Origin of the sequence: Mesorhizobium sp. M5C.F.Cr.IN.023.01.1.1, assembly GCF_003997585.1 — a bacterium.
Classification (GTDB): domain Bacteria; phylum Pseudomonadota; class Alphaproteobacteria; order Rhizobiales; family Rhizobiaceae; genus Mesorhizobium; species Mesorhizobium wenxiniae.
In genome coordinates this window covers 49,942-68,320 of record NZ_RZSU01000018.1, presented here as the reverse complement: position 1 = coordinate 68,320, position 18,379 = coordinate 49,942, and the positions used below count along the sequence as shown (strand labels likewise).

Here is an 18,379-nt window from a genome sequence, read left to right as displayed (position 1 = left end):
CGGGATTGAACGCCATTGCTTGCGACGCTGGGCATTGGTTGAAGGAGCGGATCGACTGAGATGCAGAGATCAGTGCGCCTGAAATCCTTTGAACTGGTCGCGCGGGACATCAATGATGTCGACGTTGAGCTGCTGCATGCACTATCGATTTCTGTCCGCTGGCCGCATCGCCCCAAGGATTGGGATTTGTTGCGCCGCGCCGGCCACGGCATCGTCGCCGTTGACGGAATTGGGCGCGTCTTCGGAAGCGCGATGTGGTTTCCCCACGGGGACGATTTTGCCACCATTGGTCTTGTGATCACGACGCCCCGCGCACAGGCGCAGGGAGGTGGCCGATGGCTCATGGAACAGGTCCTTGAGCAGTGCGGGGATCGCAATCTGGCCCTGAATGCAACTCATCCCGCCTATCCTCTGTATATTTCACTCGGCTTCACGAGCGAGGCGATCGACTATATGCGCCAGGGACAGGTCCCCGAAACACTCCCGCCGATGCCAGCTCTCGACGGTGAACTAAATGACCTGCCTAGCGACAGGCTCGGCGACATCACCGCGCTGGACGCGCGCGCGTTCGGGACAAACCGTGCAAGGCTGCTTGCGCTGCTCTCGGACGATGCCTCAATCGCCACTTTGAGTCGTGGCGGCGAGGTCGTTGGCTATTCCATGTGTCGCGAGTTCGGGCGCGGCCACGTGATTGGCCCCATTGTGGCTCGGAGCGATCAGGACGCGGTCCATCTCACCGCCGTCCATCTGAAGAAGCTGGCAGGTCGATTCGCGCGCGTCGATACGCGCGAGAGGGATGGCGTGTTTGCCGAGTTCCTTCAGCAGAGCAGCCTCGGCGTTGCCGAGACCGTGACGACAATGTCCAAAGGCCGCCGGTTTCTGAACCGGGAAAGCAACGGACCATGGGTCTATGGATTGGCCAGCCACGCCTTGAGTTGAATGCAAGCACGCTATCGCCGTCAAGCAGCGATGGAACACCATGGTCGGCGGCTGACCTTCACGACCGAGCTTTTCTCGACGCGCTCCGCGTAGTCGAGATACTGCGCCCGGGAAAGCTTCTGACCGGGCTCCGGATTGACGGGCAGCCTGTAGAGATATTCGCGGCATTTGAAGAGGCCTTTTGCGTAGGTGCCGGCGTTACCGCCAGAAGGTCTGCCGCCTGCCGCAGGGTAATCCATGCGCTAACTCGGGTCCTCCGAGCGGTTTGTTTTGCGCCACTCCTCGTACTCCCCACGGGCGTCGTCATGCAGCGGATAGTAGCGTTGCAACGGCCCGCCCTCCATGAGCTTCACTCGCGAGAACTCCTCCCAATCGTGATGCTTCTGTGATTCTTCGATTACCGTCGGCGCCATTGCGACAGGGAGCACCACCACCCCGTCGTCGTCGGCGACGATGATGTCACCGGGGATCACCGTGACACCGCCGCAGGCAATCGGAACGTTGACGGCATTGGGATAGATGCTGGTCTGCACATGATAATTTGGCGTCCAGCCGCGCAGCCATAGGGGCAGATCGAGCTTTTCAACATTGGGCCGGTCGCGCATGCATCCATCGATGACGATGCCCGCGCCGCCCCTGCCTTTGAAATACGTCGACATCATATCGCCGAAGACGCCCGAGCTCATGTCGCCGCGCGCATCGACCACGACTACATCGCCCTCCTGTGCGTGATAAAGCACGTGCCGATGCAGCTGCGTCTCTGGATCGGCATATTCTCCCTCGGTGAACAGGTCCGGCCGCTGTGGCATGAACTGCAGCGTCAGCGCCGGCCCGACGATCGACTTCCCGTGGTTCTGCGCCACCGGTCCCACCATGTGCGGATTGCGAAAACCCATGTGGCCAAGCGTGCCAGCAACTGTCGCGGCGCCGATCTCCCTTAGCGCGTCGATCAGGTGTTTTGGCGGCCGCGTGATGTCGGGAGCATGTGTCATCGTTGACTCCGGTTGAAAGGGAACTACCAGTTCGTAACAGAACCGTCGCGGCGCCTAAGGTGAGGTGCTTCCCAAAAACGAAAGCTCGCCGCCTGGATCGCCTCCTCGTTGACCTCGACGCCGAGCCCCGGCAGATCACCGACCGGATAGTCGGTCCCGTCGAGCCGTGGTTGCACAGGGAAGAAGTCGGAATTGTCGAAGCCCAGCTTTGTTTCGGGTTCCCTGGTCTCGAGCCAGGCGAAGTTGGGTACCGCAGCGGCGAGATGCACGGTCGCGGCCGTGCACACCGGACCAAGGGGATTGTGCGGCATCAGATCCACATAGTGCGCCTCGCTCCAACCAGCGACTTTCATCGCCTCGGTAAGCCCGCCGACATTGCAAACATCGAGCCGATTGAACTGGTGGATGCCACGCTCGATGTAAGGCAGGAACTGCCACTTGCTGGCAAATTCCTCGCCGATGGCAAAGGGGATGTCGGTCATCGTACGCAGGGATTCGTAGGCCTCCGGTGCCTCGTCCCGTATCGGCTCTTCGATGAAATCAAGCACGCCGCGACCGAGCTTGTTGCAGAAGCTCGCCGCCTCGGCCACCGACAGCCGATGATGATAGTCTATGCCGAGGACGACGTCGTCGCCCAGCGCCTCGCGTGCCTTGTTAAGCATACTCGAGGTAGTGCCGATCGACTCGCGCGGCTCGAAGATGTCCCTGCTGCTTTGACCGGTGGGGAAGAAGCGGATCGCCTGCCACCCCTGTGCGCGTAGCTCGCGGGCTCGCTCGATGGCAACGTCGCCTTCGGCTTCGTCTCCGGTCGAGGCGAAGGTGGGGATGCGGTCGCGCTGCTTGCCGCCTAGCAGGTCGTAGACCGGCACTCCCAGCGCCTTGCCCTTGATGTCGTGAAGGGCGATGTCGATGGCGGAAGTCGCCGCTTGCAGGACTCGTCCGCCTTCGAAGTACTGGCTGCGATAAACCTCCTGCCAGATCCGGCCCATCTGCATCGGGTCGCGGCCGATGAGAAACTCGCGATAGTGCTCGACCGCGCCGGCCACCGCTTTCTCGCGACCACTCAAGCCGCTCTCACCCCAGCCGAAGATGCCTTGGTCGGTCTCGACCTTGACGAGCATCTGGTTGCGCGTTCCTACCCATACTGGATAGGGCTTGATCGCGGTGATCTTAAGCTTCGTAGTCATCCACGCCACGTTCCAAACGCATCCGCCCTGCCTCAGTTGGCCTTGAGGGCCATTTCGGTTTCGCCGTCGAACAGATGCATCCGCTCCTGGTCGAACTCGAGCCAGATCTGTTCATCGGGCGCGACGGCAATGTTGGGCGGCACGCTGACGTTGACGATGGCACCGGACAGGAACGCCTGCACGAACGTGACGTCTCCGGTCGGCTCCACCGTGTAGGCCTTGGCCGGAATGGCACCGGGGACCGCGCTCTTGCGCAGCTTGATCGTCGAGTGACGCGCGCCGAGCACGACTTTCCTGGTCGTTGCCCTTGCGACCTTCTGGACGTTGCGCGGCGAGAGCTCAAAGCTCCAGCCCTCCGCGCTGGTCAACACAGCGTTGCCGTTTGCCGTCGATGCCTGCAGCGGGATAAGGCTCATCGACGGGCTGCCTATGAAGCTGGCTACGAACATGTTGACGGGATGGGCAAAGACCTGCGCCGGTGAATCGTATTGCTGCAGGTAGCCGCCGTTCATCACCGCCATCTTGTCGGCCATGGTCACGGCTTCGAGCTGGTCGTGGGTCACATAGATGATCGTTGCCTTGAGGTCTTGGTGGAAGCGCTTGATCTCAGACCGCATCTGCACGCGCAGTTTGGCGTCGAGGTTAGAGAGCGGCTCGTCCATCAGGAACACGGCGGGGTCGCGGACAAGCGCACGGCCCAGGGCCACCCGTTGCTGCTGCCCGCCCGAAAGTTCGCGTGGCTTGCGCTCGAGCAGGTGCGTCATGTCGAGCACTCGCGCCGCTTCCTTGACCTTCTTGTCGATCTCGTCCCTGGGCAGTTTGCGCATCTGCAGCGGGAACGCCAGATTCTTGTAAACCGATTTCTGCGGATAGAGCGCGTAGTTCTGGAACACCATTGCGATGTCCCGGTCCTTGGGGTCGAGGTCGTTCACCACCCGGTCCCCGATGACGATGTCGCCCGATGTGATCGGGATCAGCCCCGCGACGAGATTGAGCGTGGTTGTCTTGCCGCAGCCTGAAGGGCCGACGAGCGCAACGAACTCGCCGTCATTGACCGTCAGCGACACGTCGTTGACAGCTTTGAAGCTGCCATAGGACTTGACGAGATCTTTGAGGACCACGTGGGCCATCGGCAACTCCCTAGTGCTTGACCGCGCCTTCGGTAAGGGCGCGTACGAAGTATCGTTGCAGGACGAGGAACAGCACCACGACGGGCACGCTCATCATGAAGCTGGCCGCCATCAGGCCCGGAAAGTCCGTCGTATTTTCCGAGAAGAAGCGCTGGATGCCGACCGGCAGTGTCAACTGGTCGTTCTTGGTGAGGAAGGTGTAGGCGTAGATGTACTCGTTCCACGCGCCGATGAACGAGTAGATCGCGGTAGCGATGATCCCCGGCGTCGAGAGCGGCATCACAATCAAGATGAAGGCCTGAAACCGCGTTGCCCCATCGATGCGCGCCGCCTGCTCGAGCTGCACCGGAATGTTGTCGTAAAAGCCCTTGAGCAGCCAGATCGCCAGCGGCAGGCCGAAGGTGAGATAGGTGAGAATCAGCGAGCCATGCGTGTTCATCAACCCGAGCAGGCGCATCAGGATGAACAGCGGCACGAGAAAGATCACCGCCGGGAACATGTTGCGCAGCAGCACGGCAAAGAACAGGAAGTTCCGGCCGGGGAAACTGAAGCGCGAAAACGCGTAGGCCGCAGGGACGGCGACGATCACTGAGAGGATTGTCGTGACGGTCGACACGAAAAGGCTGTTCCAGAAGAAGCGGAGGAAGTCCTGGCCGACGCTGTTCTGGGGATCGAGCAGCTTCTCATAGCTGGCGAGGGTAGGTTCGTCCGGCCACCATTGCGGCGGGAATTGCAACGCCGCGAACCCGGACTTGATCGAGGTGATCAGCATCCAGATCATCGGCACCGCGGTGTAAAGCAGCATGAACGCGAGGAAGATGCGCCCGGTCCACCGCCATCCGTCGACGCGCATCCGGCGACGGCTCAGGCTTCGCGGAGCTGTCTCGGCAGTCGTGCTCATGCGCTCCCCTCTTGCCGCTCGTTGCCGCTTAGCGCACGGACGTAGAAGTAGCCGAGCGTCATCAGGGTGAGGAACAGGAGCACCGAATAGGCAGATGCCACGCCCCAGCGCTGCCGGCCGAAGGCGAGCTCATAAATGTGGGTGATCCAGATATGCGATGCGTTGGACGGCCCGCCGCCGGTCATGATCCAGGGGATGATAAAGGAATTGAAGTTGGCCACCGCGAGCAGCAGGATCGTCACCGTCGAGACGTTGCGCAAGTGCGGGAACGTGACGTGCCAGAAGCGCTGCCAGGCGCTGGCGCCGTCGACCTGCGCGGCGCGCAGCAACTGCTCGGGCACGGTCTGAAGGCCGGCCATCATCATGATCATGGCAAACGGAAACTCGCGCCAGATATTGACGACGATCAGGGAAGGCAGAACCGTGTTGACGCTGTCGATGAAATTCGGCGGTCGGTCGGCCAATCCGAGGCCGACCAGCACAGCGCCGATGATCCCGAAGTCCGAATGATAGATCCACTTCCAGATATAGGAGGCGGCGACCGCGCTGATGACCCAGGGAATGATCAGGATTGCGCGCAGCACACCGCGGCCGACAAACTCGCGGTGGAGCGCCAGCGCGGTGGCAAACCCAAGGACAAAGGCAATCAAAGTGGAGCCCAGCGTCCAGATCAGAGTGTTCCAGGTGACTCTCCAGAACACCTCACTGGTGAGGATGGTCGTGTAGTTGTCGAAGCCGATGAAGGTCTTGTCGCGGAGCTGCAGGCCAGGCGGCGTCTTGAAGAACGACAGCTCGATCGTGTAGTAGATCGGATAGGCGATGACGACGAGCATCACTGCAATCGCAGGGAGCACATACGCGTAGTCAGCGCGATGCTCCCATATCTGGCGTAGCACGCTGGACCTGCCGGATTGCAATCTTCGGCGAGCCTCGGCCTTGCCGGTCACGATCGTCACTTTGGCGCGCCCTTATTTCTTCTGAACGAACCGGCTGCACTATCGGTGCAGCCGGTCAGGCCTGGACTAGAGTCCGCCCATCAGGTCTCTTACCTTCCTGGCCGCGTCGTCCGCTGCCTCGTCGACTGTCATCGCTCCGGTCAGGGCATTCTGCAGCATGTCCGGGACGATGATGTTCATGATCTCGGGAGCCTGCGGCAGCGCTGGGAACGGGATGCCATATGGCAGCATCGAGGTCGTCACGTCGAGGAACTTGATGTTGTCCAGACGTTCCTTCATCCATTTGGTCTTGAAGCCGTTAAGGTTGCCCGGGTTCGAGCCGGCGTAGGCCATCTTCAGCGACCATTCAGGGCTCGTCCACATGCAGATGATAGCCTTTGCGGCCGGCTCGTCGACCTTGCCGCCCTCGACATATTCGGGCTTCAGGATGTGAATGTTCGAGCCGCCGAAAACGACAGCGCGCTTGCCGTCGGGGCCAGTGGGAATCAGGCCGTAGCGCATGTTGTCGATGACGGTCTGCGCCTTATCCTTGTCGGCGCCCGTCGCCTTCTTCTGCAGGTCGAGCATGACGTCGTAGTCGGACGGGTGCGAGATCATCATGCCGAGCTGGCCGGCGAGGAACAGGGGCTGGTTATCGGCCTGCTGGTTGGTGAGCGCCGAAACCGGAACCGACTTGTCGCGAACATACATATCGTACGATGCTTGCAGGGCGGCCTTGCTCTGCGGGCTATCGAGCTTGACCTCCTCATAGGTCGGGTTCGCGGTGGCTTCGTCGAAGACGCCGCCGCCATAGGCCCACAGCTGCGGCATGAAGCGGTACGGCGTATTGCCGGCATTCTTGCGAGCCACGAGGCCGTAGCCGGCAATCCCTAGCTTGTCGTGGATCTGCTTGGAATACTTGACGACGTCGTCCCAGGTTGCCGGAGCCTTGTCCGGATCGAGGCCAGCACGCTTGAAGATGTCGGCGTTCCAGATGAACGCCATCGTCTCGTTGTTGGTTGGAATGCCGTAGGTCACCCCCTCCCAGGTCACGGCCTTCATGGCGCCGGGCCAGAAGTCCTCGGTGGAATACCCCACATCCTCGGGTTTGAGCGGCTGCAGATAGCCTTTTGAGGCGAACTCGGTACCACCCAGGATTTGCAGGCGGACCGCCATCGGCGCTGCATTGCCCAGGAGCGCCGTGCGGAACTTGTCAAGAAGGTCGTTATAGGTGAGGGCTTGTTCCTCGAGTTGGATGTTCGGATAGGTCTTGCGGAAGGTCTCGAAGAAATCTTTGTAGTACTGGCGCAAGAGGTCGGGGTCGCCCTCGAAGACGCCCTGATACCAGAAGGTCAGTCGCCCCTTGTAGTCGAGGGGGGTGACCTTGGCGCAATCGGCCGCCGTGTCAAAATCCTGTGTGCCCGCAATGGAGCGCACATATTCCGGCGACCATTTGCTGAGGTCGACCGGCGCACCGAGCGCCGATGTGGACATCAGCGATGCCATCAAAGCAGTGGCGACAGTGCCGCGCAGGACCGCACTGCCGAGCGTAATCCTCGTCATAGGTATCCTCCCTGTTCTGCATGCCGCCCTGCGCAAAGGCAAAGCGGTCTAGCTCGTTCGACCGCGGGACGCCTTTCTGCTCTATGTATCCCTTCGATCATTTTGTACGTTTTCAGATCGTGGATTGCCTGTCAACGCGTCGGATCGTACATTGTTTGCGGAAACCGTGTGTGATATCGGGCAGGGTATGTATTGATTAGGGGAGCCGGCCTTGGCCGAAATGAGCGATTTCAAAGCGATGCCACCTGTGGGCACTGATCCAATCGGGGCATCCAGCGAGGGCGCCTCGCTTTATGAACTGATCAGGGAAGACATCATTGAGGGACGGCTCGCCGCCAATGAACGGCTTGTGGTTACCGATCTCGCCCGGCGTCACGGCACCTCGACCAACCCCGTGCGCGAGGCCCTGCAGCTCTTGCGCGGGGAGGGTTTTGTCATCTTTCTCCCCAACCGCGGGGCGCGCGTCCGACCCATAGATCAGGATTTTGTCCGGGATATCTATGAAATCGGTGTTCTGATTGAGCCGGCCCTGACGCGATGGTTTGTAAATATGGCGACTGGCGAGGACATCGCCGAACTAGAACGTCTCCAAGGCTTGATTGAAGAGAACAACTTTGCCGACACATTCAGGCACAGCGAGCTGGATACCGCTTTCCACACCGTGATGTACCAGCGGCACTATAACCGCCATGCCGCCGAACTTTGGTGGAAGCATCGTGAAGTGCTCCGAGCCGTGAGCCGGCGTTTCAATTTCACGCTCGCGCGGCGTGCCGCGATCATTCGCGAGCACCGCGAACTCATCGCGCACGTAAAAGCGGGAGAAGCGGACAAGGCGGCCGAACTCGTTTCCCGCCACGTCGAGGGTTCCGGCCGGCATATTCTCGAACAGATGCGTGCGCGCAACGCCGCTCGGGCCGGATAGGAACGAAGGTCCAGTCGAACATCGTTAGCCTGACCATTTCAGATAAAGGAATTGAGATGAAAATCACGAGCATTCGGCCGTGGCTGATCAAGTCCGATGCTTCTTATTGGGGAGAATTCCTGTTCGTCGAAGTGACAACCAACGAGGGGGTAAGTGGCTGGGGAGAGATCACCACCACTACAAGGCTCGCCAACCGCGCTCTCTGCACGATCCTGCGGCAGATCGGTGTGGCCGTGACAGGCGAGGATCCAGCGCGTATCGAGCATCTCTGGCACAAGATTTTTCGCAGCTTCACCTACATGGGCAGCCGCGGCGCCGCCGTCGAATGCGTGAGCGCCATCGATATAGCCCTCTGGGACATCCGGGGCAAAGTCCTCGGTAAGCCGATTTACGAGCTGCTGGGCGGACCAGTACGCGATGAAATCGCGCTCTACACCCATCCCAACCAGGCCAAATTCACCAGCAAGGAGGCTGTGGTCCGCGAAATTCTAGACATCGTCGAGTCCGGACACACTGCGCTCAAGTTCGATCCGTACCCCCACCAGGGCCGCAGCGCCGATGGCCTGCCCCGCGAACAGCGGGACGGCTACCTCGATGGCAGCATGACCCGCAAGGACGAGCGTAAAGCCGCCGAACTCACGGCTCTGATCCGCGAAACGGCGGGGCCCGATGTCGACATTCTCATCGATGCGCATGGCCGCTTCGACGTTCCCACCGCCATTCGCCTCTGTCGGAGCCTCGAGGAAGCCGGCCAGATCGACTGGTTTGAGGAGCCCTGCCCGCCCGAGAGCCTCAACGCCCTCAAGCAGGTGCGTGAAAAGGTCAGTGCCGCCATCTCGTGGGGCGAGCGCGGCCACACGAAGTGGGATTTCGTGCCGGTCCTCGAGAACAGGCTCGCTGACTACATCATGCCGGACGTCACCTGGACCGGCGGCATTACCGAACTCAAGAAGATTTCTGCCCTATGCGAAGCCTATTACGTCCCGGTCTCGCCACATGACGCCGCGGGACCGATCAACGTCGCTGCGGGAGCGCAGGTGATGATGACCGTTCCTAACTTTTACAAACTCGAAACCTCGGAGTGGAACCTGGGCAAATACGATCACCTCATCGACCGACCACTCGACAATTCGAACGGCAGCCTCAAGCTGACGTCGAGGCCTGGTCTCGGTATTGAGATGAACCGCGACTACCTGCAGGCCCATGAGATTGAGCTGGGCTAGCAACGCCCTATGCCGGCACAGCGTACTGGGCGACAAGCCCCGCCGACCAGAATGAGGATATGTCATGCCAGAAACGAGTGAGGCCGACGAGGCGCTCAATCGGGTGAACACGAACTCTAAGCCGTCCAAGCTTCGCATCACCGACATGCGGGTAGCCGAAATCGTCGGCGCGCCGTTCACCTCAACTCTGCTCAAGATTTACACCAACCAGGGCATCGTCGGACTTGGCGAGGTGCGCGACGGCGCCAGCGCCACCTACGCGCTGATGCTGAAGAGCCGGCTGCTTGGCGAGAACCCTTGCAACATCGACCGCCTGTTTCGCCGGATCAAACAGTTCGGCGGACACGGCCGGCAAGGCGGCGGCGTTTCGGCGATCGAAATCGCGTTGTGGGATCTCGCCGGCAAGGCCTATGGCGTGCCCATCTACCAGATGCTCGGCGGCAGGTTTCGGGACAAGGTGCGCCTCTATTGCGATACCGACGCTACCGTGCCGAGCGGCACCGAGACCGGCAAGCGCCTCAAGCAGCGCATGGCGCTCGGCTTCACGTTCCTCAAGATGGATCTGGGGCTGATGCAGATCGCGGATGTACCCGGTGCGGTCGTGTCTCCTGCCGGCTCACTTGAAGGGTACCGCGTCCAGCCCGGCCGCGGCCCGGTCAAGACTCTTGAAGAGCGGCGCGCCCGCAACGCCGCCTACGATTTGCACAACGTCCCCCACCCGTTTACCGGCCTCCATTTTTCCGACAAGGGCCTCGACCTGCTTGAGCAGTACATTGCCGAGGTTCGCGACGTTATCGGCATGGATATTCCGCTCGCCATCGACCACGTCGGCCACATCTCACTGCAGAACGGTATTCGCCTCGCCAGGCGGATTGAAAAATATGTGCCAGCCTGGCTCGAGGATGTGATCCCATGGCAGTACACCGAGCAGTACCGACAACTGCAGGACGCCACCACGGTGCCGATCTGCACCGGCGAGGACATCTACCTCAAGGAGGGCTTCGAGCCTCTGCTCAAGAGCGGCGGCCTCTCCGTTATCCACCCGGACCTGCTCACCAGCGGGGGCATCCTCGAGACCAAGAAGATCGGCGACATGGCGCAGGACCACGGCGTCGCTATGGCCATCCATATGGCCGAAAGTCCAATCGCCGCAATGGCCGCGGCACATCTAGCGACCGCGACCGAAAACTTCATGGCGCTCGAATACCACTCTGCCGATGTCGACTGGTGGGACGATATCGTCACCGGAATTCCCAAGCCGCTCGTGAAGGACGGCTTTATCACTGTTCCCGACAAGCCGGGCCTGGGGATTGACGACGTCGTCGACGAGGTGATCTCGCAGCATCTCCAGCCGGGTGTCAGCGGCATCTGGCAGCCCACGGGTCACTGGGACAACGAGTATTCCTGGGATCGCACCTGGAGCTGAGGCAAAGGGAACCGAAGATGAAGATCACAGATCTCCGCTGTGCCGTCATCGGCAAGCACCCCATCGTTCGCGTCGTCACCGACGAGGGCCTCTATGGCCTGGGCGAGGTCGAGTACACCAAGCCTTACCTCAAGCCCTGGGTCCTGCATTTTCGCGAGGCGCTGATCGGCGAGGACCCGACCGACGTCGAGCGGGTGATGCTGAAGATCCGTCAACGCGGCTCTTTCAAGCCCTATGGCGCGGCGGTAAGCGCTATCGAGCATGCGCTATGGGACATTGCCGGCAAGGCCGCAGGCGTGCCAGCCTACAAACTGCTCGGCGGCAAGGTGCGCGACAAGGTGCGCGTCTACAACGGCTCGGTCCGCCAGAAACGCACGGGCGACCGGCCGGAGGATTACGCCGCTGACGTCAAATGGATGATGGAGCAGCCGCAGAACTTCTTCATGATCAAGCAAGGAATCTCGTTCCACTCCAACATGAAGGACACCATTGAGGGCTTCCACTACGGCGTGACGCAGAAGAAGGCTGGCTATCACGGTGCCATGGATCAAGGCGTGATCAGCGAGCGGGGTTTCAATCACATGCTCGACTGCGTGATCGCGATGAAGGAAGTGCTGGGCGACAAGGTGAGCCTGGCGCTCGACTGCGGCCCGGGCTGGATGCTGCCCGATGCGATCAAGTTCGCTCGCGCGGTCGAGAAGTACAATTTGATGTGGCTCGAGGACATGCTGACTGGCGACTACGTGCCGTGGGTCAATCCGCAGGCCTATCGGGAGCTGACCACCTCCACCTCGACGCCAATCCATACCGGCGAGCAGATCTACCTGCGCCATAATTTCAAGGAGCTGATCGAAACGCAGGCGGTCCGTATCATCGGTCCGGACCCGGCCGATATCGGTGGCATCGCCGAGCTGAAATGGGTAGCCGAGCACGCCCATATGCACTCGATCCTGATGGCGCCGCACGGCACGGCGAACGGCCTGCTCGGTCTCGGCGCGTTGATCAATGTCTGCGCCACCTTGCCCGCCAACTACATCGCCTTCGAATACCCGAGCGCCTCCGATCCCTGGTGGGAAGACCTTGTGATCGGCCTGCCGTCGCAGATCGTGAAGGACAGCATGGTGGACCTGCTGGAAGCGCCGGGGCTGGGCCTCGATATCGACGCAGAGGCAGCCAGGAGGTATCTCAGGGAAGACGATGCGGGCTTCTTTGACTGAACCATCCTTCTTGCGCCACCCTGCACCACGCGGAAGACCCACAGCACAGAACGCACACGAGCTAGGGGGTGTACAACTCAGGCTAACGGCCTATCTCGACGCTCGCGAGCCACCGAGTGACCTCTCGAAGCGTCTCGCCGGCCGGCATCACGGCCGGACCGCCGGCGTTTCGACCAGCAGGCCGCGGGCCCGCTCCATCAGATGGAGCTCCAGCTCGACGAGTTCGGGTGCGCTGAAGGCGAAGGGCTCGGCCCTCACCCCGATCATGCAGTTGCGCAGGCGCCGCTGCAGCGAACCGATCGTCTGCCACTCCAGTCGGTAGAGCGGATAGCCCGTCGGATGGGCCTGCGGGATGACACTGCCGCCGAGCCGTTTGCCCCAATTGTCGTCGTGGCAGGAGGCGCAGGAGAGGTCGAGCTGGCCGATGCGGCTCTGGAACAGGCGCCGGCCGTTGTCGCGAAACGGCGCCAGCCGGGCGTCGGTCGCCGGTATGATTGGCATGCCGCGCGACTGATGCGCCACATAGGCCGTCAGGGCGAGCAACGCGTCAGATTCTGGTGTCAGCGGCTCGGCCTGCTGCCGCTCCGCTCGGCAGGAGTTGATACGCCCGGCAAGGTCGATCGGCCGTTCCATCGCCTCGTCAAAGGCCGGGTAGCGGGTGGCAACGCCGCGCATCGTCTGGGAAGCATCGCCATGGCAGCCGGCGCAGGCGACATCCGCCCTGCCCTCCGCCTGCTGCCAGAGCTGCTCGCCCTGCAGCACCCACAGCATGCCGGGGTTGCTCGTGTCGTCGGCCTGCAGCGCCTGCGTCTCCGGCGTCATAAAGTCGAAACCGGAGCGCTTCGCGCTGTCTTCGGTGCCGGCGGCAGAGACGATGCCGCAAATAGCGGCGACACCGAGGGCTGCCAGCCGCCAGAGCGCATGCATCAGTTCACCGTGATCATGGCGGACGCCGTTTGCCTCCTTCCTGTGTCGTCGGTCCAGGTGAACCCGACCGTGCCGCTCGTCGTGGCAACGAGCGTAAAAGCAATGAACGGATTGGCCGACACCGCTGGAAAGAGATCGGCCGAAAACACCTCCTCGCCGTTGTACGTGCAGGCGAAGCGGCGGATGATGTCGCGAGGGATGTTGGAGCCGTTCGGGCCGATACGATAGCCGGTTTCCATCGGATGGGCGATCATCGCCTTGATCTCGACGACCTCGCCCTGCCTGGCCACTTTCGGCACATTGACGAGCGCGCGTGCCATTATGAGAGATCCTCGATGCAGGCGGCCAGCGTGACGATGGCGCTCGCCCGGCTCGACCAGAAGCTGCCGTCGCTCATCTCCGCAACGGCCACCACCACCTGAGAGGTCGCGAGCCGGATGCGCGTCGAGACGGTGGCGCGGCCCGTGCGTGGCCCGAGGTGGAAAACCGCGACATTCGCCTCCGGGTTCTTCTCGTTGAAGACCGCGATGCGCCGGACATGGTCGTCCGCGGTCATCGGGCTCTCGGCGGCGACTGTGATCCCGACCGCGTTGCCGTTCTCGACCAGGGGTGGCAGATCGAGCCGGACGCGGCCGTCGAGGACGTCGGTTCCCCCGGTGAAGGTCCGGATCGCGTCCTCAAGGCTCGGACGGGCTACAGCCCAGCGCGGCAGACTGATCACCAGCAGACCGGTCATGCCGGCCCGAAGAAACTGCCGCCGTCCGACCAAGCCTCCATAAACTCGAAGCGGGTCTTTGTGCATAATCACCCCTTCAGCGTGGTGAGATAGGCGACGATATCCTCGATGTCGGCGCCGCTCAGGATCGGCTTGCTGCGCCAGACTGTGGCGACACGCCGGCCTTGCTCATCCGCGACCCGATAGTAGGAAGGCATGATCGTGTTCGGCACGAGCCGCTTCATGTCGACCACACGCAGCCGGATCTGGCCTTCCGAAAGCCTTGCCCCGACGCCGGTCAGGTCGGGCGCCAGCGTGCCGTGCAGATGCGCGTCGTGAAACGGGCCGCTGTGGCAGAGCGTGCAGAGGCTGCGCTGCCGGTCCGAGATCAGCGTGGCGCCGCGCGCCGGATCACCCTTGCCGCCGACCAGAGGCTCCATGATCGCATCGCCGGTCACGACATAAGACCCCATCTCCTCGCCGGCACCGGGCGAGGCCGCAAGCTGCAATCCCATAAGAGCGAGGCAAGCCACCCTCATCATCCGAACACTTCACTGGTGATCGTTCGGAACCAGTCCTCCGCATAGGCCGCTTCCAGTTCGCGAACGGAGGGCGGTGCTTCGAGCGGACTGGTGCCGCCCGCACCCTCCACCTCGGCAAGCAGGCCGTCGCGCGGCTGGTAGACGCCGGCGATCGAAATGCCGTAGCCGGGCGCGACCAGGCTGTAGCAGGTGTTGATGAGCTTCGGCTGCCCCGGCTGCCGCTCCCTGACCAGCGCGCTGACCGCCGCGGCGCAGGCTTTTGCCTGGGCGTTGGCGCTGAAGGCGGATTTCGGCATCGCCCCGCCGATCGCCGCGTCGCCGATGACGTGGATCGCCGGCTGCAGGCGGGACTCGAAGGTGACCGGGTCGATCGGACACCAGCCCGTCTGGTCGGCAACGCCGGCCAACTGCGCGATCCTGCCCGCACGCTGTGGCGGGATGACGTTGGCGATATCGGCCTTGTGATCGCCGAACTCGGTCACCAGCGTCCTTGTCGCCGTGTCCACTTCCGTCACCCTGCCGCCCGCGGACAGCGGCACCCATTCGATCAGGCCGGGATAGAGCTCTCCCCAGGCCGCTTCGAACAGCCGCTGCTTCGAAAAGGCGTCCTTGGCGTCGAGAATGATCAGCTTGGAGCGTGGCTTGTTGGTCTTGAGGTAATGCGCGATCAGGCTTGCCCGCTCGTAGGGCCCGGGCGGGCAACGGAACGGATTGGCTGGCGCGGAGAGAATGACCACCCCACCCTCCGGCATCGCCGCGAGCTGGTCGCGCAGCAGCAGCGTCTGCGGCCCCGCCTTCCAGGCATGCGGCATGATCTCCGCCGCCGCTTCGTCGTAGCCCGGCAATGCGTCGAAGCGCAGGTCGACGCCGGGCGCCAGCACCAGTCTGACGTAGCCGATGTCAGTACCGTCATCCAGCCGAACGCGCCGGCGCTCGGCATCAACGGCGACAGCGCGCTTGCGGATGAGGCCGATGTCGCCGAACCGGTCATAGCCGAAGGTCTGCGCCTCGATGCCACGCAGCCCTGCTAGCACGGCATTGCTAAACGGGCAGGCCAGATAGGCGCTCTCTGGCTCGATCAGCGTCACGGCAAGGTCGCGATCCAGCTGCTTCAGTGCGCGGGCGCAGCTTGCCCCGGCAAAGCCGCCGCCGACCACGATCACGCGGGGCTGCGCCTGTGCGCGCACCTGCGGCGCGGCAAGGACGGCCGCGGCGACGCTGGCCGCCGCGCCGCCGATCAGGGCTCTACGGCTGGGCATGGCGTGCCGCCTCCGGTTTGGCGAGCCATTCTGCGATGGCGCGCGTCTCCTCCTCGGTAAATCCCCTGGCGATGCGGTCCATGACCGTCGCCTTGCGCTCACTGGAGCGGAAGGCTTGCATCTGGGCAATGATGTCGTCGGCCGCATGGCCGTCGAGCGAGGGGATGGCTGAGCCGAGCGCCGCCGGCCCGTGACAGCCGGTGCACGCCGTCGCACCACGGGCCGCGTCGGCCCACGCCGACGCGCTGGCCACGAGCCCCGCAAGCAGAACGGGCACGAACGATCGTCTGCCGCGCCTGTTCTTCGAGCGCCTCATGTCATGCGAGGTCATGGTTTTTCAACGGCAGCGTGCGGATGCGCTTTCCGGTGGCGGCGAAGATCGCATTGAGGACGGCTGGCGCGGCGACCGCTATGGTCGGCTCGCCGACGCCGCCCCAGAAGCCGCCGGACGGCAGTATGATCGTCTCCACCTCCGGCATCTCGGCCATGCGCAGAACCTCGTAGCTGTCGAAGTTCTCCTGCTCCATGCGGCCGCCATTGACCGTGCACTCGCCGTAAATGCAGGCGGAAAGGCCGTAGACGAAGGAGCCCTCGACCTGCCGTTCCACCTGTGCGGGATTGACGACATGACCGGGGTCGGTGGCCGCCACGATGCGGTGGATACGGAGCTGCCCGTCGGTGACCGAAACCTCCGCTGCCGCAGCGACATAGCTGCCGAAGCCCATGATCTGCGCCAGGCCGCGGTGAACGCCAGCTGCGGGCGGGGTGTCCCAGCCGATCCGGTCGGCAACCCCCTCCAGCACGGCGAGGTGCTTCGGATGCTTGGCCATCAGCTTGCGGCGGAAGGCGAGCGGGTCGACGCCGGCCGCATGGGCGAGTTCGTCCATGAAGCACTCGACGTAGAGCGCGTTCTGGTTGAGGTTCACGCCGCGCCAGAATCCTGGCGGGATCGGCGGGTTGCGCATCGCATGGTCGACAAGCAGATTGTCCACCGAATATCCCAGCGTGCCTTCCGTGCCGGCGAGGACGAGGCCCTGGAAGACCACCGGGTCCATACCGTTCTGCATGCCTTCCGGCCGCACTGCGGCAAGGATCGACTGGCCGGATATGCGCATGTGCAGAGCGGTCAGGTTGCCGTCCGCGTCGAGCGCGCCCGTCAGCCGGCATCGGGTGGTCGGGTGATAGGCGCCGTGCAGCATATCCTCTTCGCGCGACCACATGAGCTTTACAGGCGTTCCCGACACCTGCTTGGCAATGCTGACCGCCTGGCGCACATAGTCCTGGAAGTTACCGCGCCGGCCGAAGCCGCCGCCGAGATGGATCTTGTGCACCTCGCATTGCTGCACCGGCAGGCCGGCGGCCTCGGCCGCTGCAGCAAGGCTCGCCTCGCCATTCTGGGTCGGCACCCATACCTCGCAGCGCTCCGGCGTGTAGAGCGCCGTCGCGTTCATCGGTTCCATGGTCGCGTGGTTCTGGTAGGGGAAGGCATAGGTCGCCGTGACCGTCCGGCCGGCCGCGGACAGGGCAGCACCGGCGTCACCTTTCTCGGCGCCAATGAAGGCGTCATTTGCGCCAAGCCCCTCTTCGAGCATCGCCGCGATCGATGCGCTGGTGACCTGCCTGTTGGGACCTTCGTCCCAGACGACCGGCAAGGCATCGAGAGCGGTCTTCGCCCGCCACCACGTGTCGGCGACAACGGCAACGGCGGTTTCGTCGACCTGAACGACGGTGCGCACGCCGGGCATGCCTGCGACCGCCGCCGCGTCGAAGCTCTCCACCTTGCCGCCGAAATACGGACAGGCCCGGATCGCCGCGTTGAGCATGTTCGGCAGCTTGAGATCAACACCGTAGACCTGGCTGCCGTTGAGCTTGTCGGCCGTGTCGAGCCGCGGCAGCGGCTTGCCGGCTATGGTCCAATCCTTGGGGTCCTTCAGCGTGATGTTGGCGGGCGGCGTCATCCGCGCGGCGGCGGCGGCCAACTGTCCATAAAAGGTGGCGCGATCCGATGCTGCATGCGTGACAATGCCCATCCTTGCGGTGCATTCGCTGGCCGGCACGCCCCATTCGGCGGCCGCTGCAGCAATCAGCATCTCGCGCGCAACGGCGCCACCAATGCGCACATACTCGTGCGACTCGCGGATACCGCGGCTGCCCCCGGTCGAGAAATTGCCCCACACGCGGTCGCGTGCGAGGTTCTGGGCCGGCGACGGATATTCGGTCGTGACCTTGGACCAGTCGCAATTCAATTCCTCGGCGACGAGTTGCGCCAGGCCGGTCAGCGTCCCCTGCCCCATCTCGGAACGGGCGATGCGGATGACAACCGTATCGTCGGGCCTGATCACCACCCAGGCATTGATCTCCGGCGCGGTCTCGGCGCCCTCGGCAAGTGCCGGCTTGATGAACGGTACGCTGAATCCGAGAGACATGCCGCCGGCCGTGGAGGCCACGCCGATGACGAAGCTGCGGCGGGAGATGGAAATTATGGCGTTCATGACTGATCT

At 62.9% G+C, this 18,379-nt stretch carries 19 protein-coding genes; 5 read left to right on the top strand and 14 right to left on the bottom strand.

Annotated elements, in window-relative coordinates:
• Nucleotides 1-60 precede the first annotated feature (60 nt).
• On the top strand, nt 61-939 hold the full coding sequence (locus tag EOA78_RS10295; RefSeq protein WP_127315061.1) for a GNAT family N-acetyltransferase: 879 nt from the start codon (nt 61-63) through the stop codon (nt 937-939).
• Between the two features lie 20 nt (nt 940-959).
• On the opposite strand, the gene EOA78_RS10290 is transcribed toward EOA78_RS10295, so the two are convergent.
• The 7 genes from EOA78_RS10290 to EOA78_RS10260 all read right to left on the bottom strand — a co-directional run bounded on the left by EOA78_RS10290 (nt 960) and on the right by EOA78_RS10260 (nt 7,647).
• Nucleotides 960-1,178: a hypothetical protein gene (locus tag EOA78_RS10290; RefSeq protein ID WP_127315060.1), complete on the bottom strand. Its 219-nt coding sequence runs from the start codon at nt 1,176-1,178 to the stop codon at nt 960-962.
• A 3-nt stretch (nt 1,179-1,181) separates the two neighbouring features.
• Nucleotides 1,182-1,931, bottom strand: a complete 750-nt coding sequence (locus tag EOA78_RS10285) for a ribonuclease activity regulator RraA (RefSeq protein ID WP_127315059.1) — start codon at nt 1,929-1,931, stop codon at nt 1,182-1,184.
• 23 nt (nt 1,932-1,954) lie between these two features.
• Nucleotides 1,955-3,118, bottom strand: coding sequence for a mandelate racemase/muconate lactonizing enzyme family protein (locus EOA78_RS10280; protein ID WP_127315058.1), 1,164 nt, complete (start codon nt 3,116-3,118; stop codon nt 1,955-1,957).
• A 32-nt stretch (nt 3,119-3,150) separates the two neighbouring features.
• Entirely contained in the window at nt 3,151-4,248 is a 1,098-nt protein-coding gene (locus EOA78_RS10275) for an ABC transporter ATP-binding protein (protein WP_127315057.1), read from the bottom strand.
• Nucleotides 4,249-4,258: 10 nt separating this feature from the next.
• Entirely contained in the window at nt 4,259-5,149 is an 891-nt protein-coding gene (locus EOA78_RS10270) for a carbohydrate ABC transporter permease (RefSeq protein WP_077373699.1), read from the bottom strand.
• The gene (locus EOA78_RS10265; protein ID WP_127315056.1) at nt 5,146-6,105 is read right to left on the bottom strand and encodes a sugar ABC transporter permease; all 960 of its coding nucleotides are present in this window, start codon (nt 6,103-6,105) and stop codon (nt 5,146-5,148) included. Before EOA78_RS10265 ends, EOA78_RS10270 begins: the two co-directional genes overlap by 4 nt.
• A 66-nt stretch (nt 6,106-6,171) precedes the next feature.
• The gene (locus tag EOA78_RS10260) at nt 6,172-7,647 is read right to left on the bottom strand and encodes a sugar ABC transporter substrate-binding protein (RefSeq protein WP_127315055.1); all 1,476 of its coding nucleotides are present in this window, start codon (nt 7,645-7,647) and stop codon (nt 6,172-6,174) included.
• 211 nt (nt 7,648-7,858) lie between these two features.
• On the opposite strand from EOA78_RS10260, the gene EOA78_RS10255 reads away from it, so the two are divergent.
• The 4 genes from EOA78_RS10255 to EOA78_RS10240 all read left to right on the top strand — a co-directional run bounded on the left by EOA78_RS10255 (nt 7,859) and on the right by EOA78_RS10240 (nt 12,435).
• On the top strand, nt 7,859-8,569 hold the full coding sequence (locus tag EOA78_RS10255) for a GntR family transcriptional regulator (RefSeq protein ID WP_065007934.1): 711 nt from the start codon (nt 7,859-7,861) through the stop codon (nt 8,567-8,569).
• Nucleotides 8,570-8,625: 56 nt separating this feature from the next.
• Complete coding sequence (locus EOA78_RS10250; RefSeq protein WP_127315054.1) at nt 8,626-9,792, top strand: mandelate racemase/muconate lactonizing enzyme family protein; 1,167 nt, start codon at nt 8,626-8,628, stop codon at nt 9,790-9,792.
• Nucleotides 9,793-9,856: 64 nt separating this feature from the next.
• On the top strand, nt 9,857-11,218 hold the full coding sequence (locus EOA78_RS10245; RefSeq protein ID WP_127315053.1) for a mandelate racemase/muconate lactonizing enzyme family protein: 1,362 nt from the start codon (nt 9,857-9,859) through the stop codon (nt 11,216-11,218).
• Nucleotides 11,219-11,235: 17 nt separating this feature from the next.
• Nucleotides 11,236-12,435 (top strand): mandelate racemase/muconate lactonizing enzyme family protein, encoded by a 1,200-nt coding sequence (locus EOA78_RS10240; protein WP_127315052.1) that lies wholly within the window; start codon nt 11,236-11,238, stop codon nt 12,433-12,435.
• 147 nt (nt 12,436-12,582) lie between these two features.
• Here EOA78_RS10240 and soxA read toward each other — a convergent pair whose 3' ends face one another.
• Genes soxA through EOA78_RS10205 form a run of 7 tightly spaced genes read right to left on the bottom strand, consistent with a single transcriptional unit; the run spans nt 12,583 to nt 18,370 of the window.
• Nucleotides 12,583-13,362: a sulfur oxidation c-type cytochrome SoxA gene (soxA, locus tag EOA78_RS10235; protein WP_127315051.1), complete on the bottom strand. Its 780-nt coding sequence runs from the start codon at nt 13,360-13,362 to the stop codon at nt 12,583-12,585.
• Nucleotides 13,362-13,682, bottom strand: coding sequence for a thiosulfate oxidation carrier complex protein SoxZ (gene soxZ / locus EOA78_RS10230; RefSeq protein ID WP_127315050.1), 321 nt, complete (start codon nt 13,680-13,682; stop codon nt 13,362-13,364). The genes soxA and soxZ overlap by 1 nt, the downstream gene beginning before the upstream one ends.
• Entirely contained in the window at nt 13,682-14,164 is a 483-nt protein-coding gene (locus EOA78_RS10225; RefSeq protein WP_127315049.1) for a SoxY-related AACIE arm protein, read from the bottom strand. The genes soxZ and EOA78_RS10225 overlap by 1 nt, the downstream gene beginning before the upstream one ends.
• A gap of 2 nt (nt 14,165-14,166) precedes the next feature.
• Nucleotides 14,167-14,616, bottom strand: a complete 450-nt coding sequence (gene soxX / locus EOA78_RS10220) for a sulfur oxidation c-type cytochrome SoxX (protein ID WP_127315080.1) — start codon at nt 14,614-14,616, stop codon at nt 14,167-14,169.
• Nucleotides 14,616-15,878 (bottom strand): NAD(P)/FAD-dependent oxidoreductase, encoded by a 1,263-nt coding sequence (locus EOA78_RS10215; protein ID WP_127315048.1) that lies wholly within the window; start codon nt 15,876-15,878, stop codon nt 14,616-14,618. The genes soxX and EOA78_RS10215 overlap by 1 nt, the downstream gene beginning before the upstream one ends.
• Nucleotides 15,865-16,209 (bottom strand): c-type cytochrome, encoded by a 345-nt coding sequence (locus tag EOA78_RS10210; RefSeq protein WP_245477449.1) that lies wholly within the window; start codon nt 16,207-16,209, stop codon nt 15,865-15,867. Before EOA78_RS10210 ends, EOA78_RS10215 begins: the two co-directional genes overlap by 14 nt.
• Nucleotides 16,196-18,370, bottom strand: coding sequence for a molybdopterin cofactor-binding domain-containing protein (locus tag EOA78_RS10205; RefSeq protein WP_127315047.1), 2,175 nt, complete (start codon nt 18,368-18,370; stop codon nt 16,196-16,198). Before EOA78_RS10205 ends, EOA78_RS10210 begins: the two co-directional genes overlap by 14 nt.
• Nucleotides 18,371-18,379: the final 9 nt, after the last annotated feature.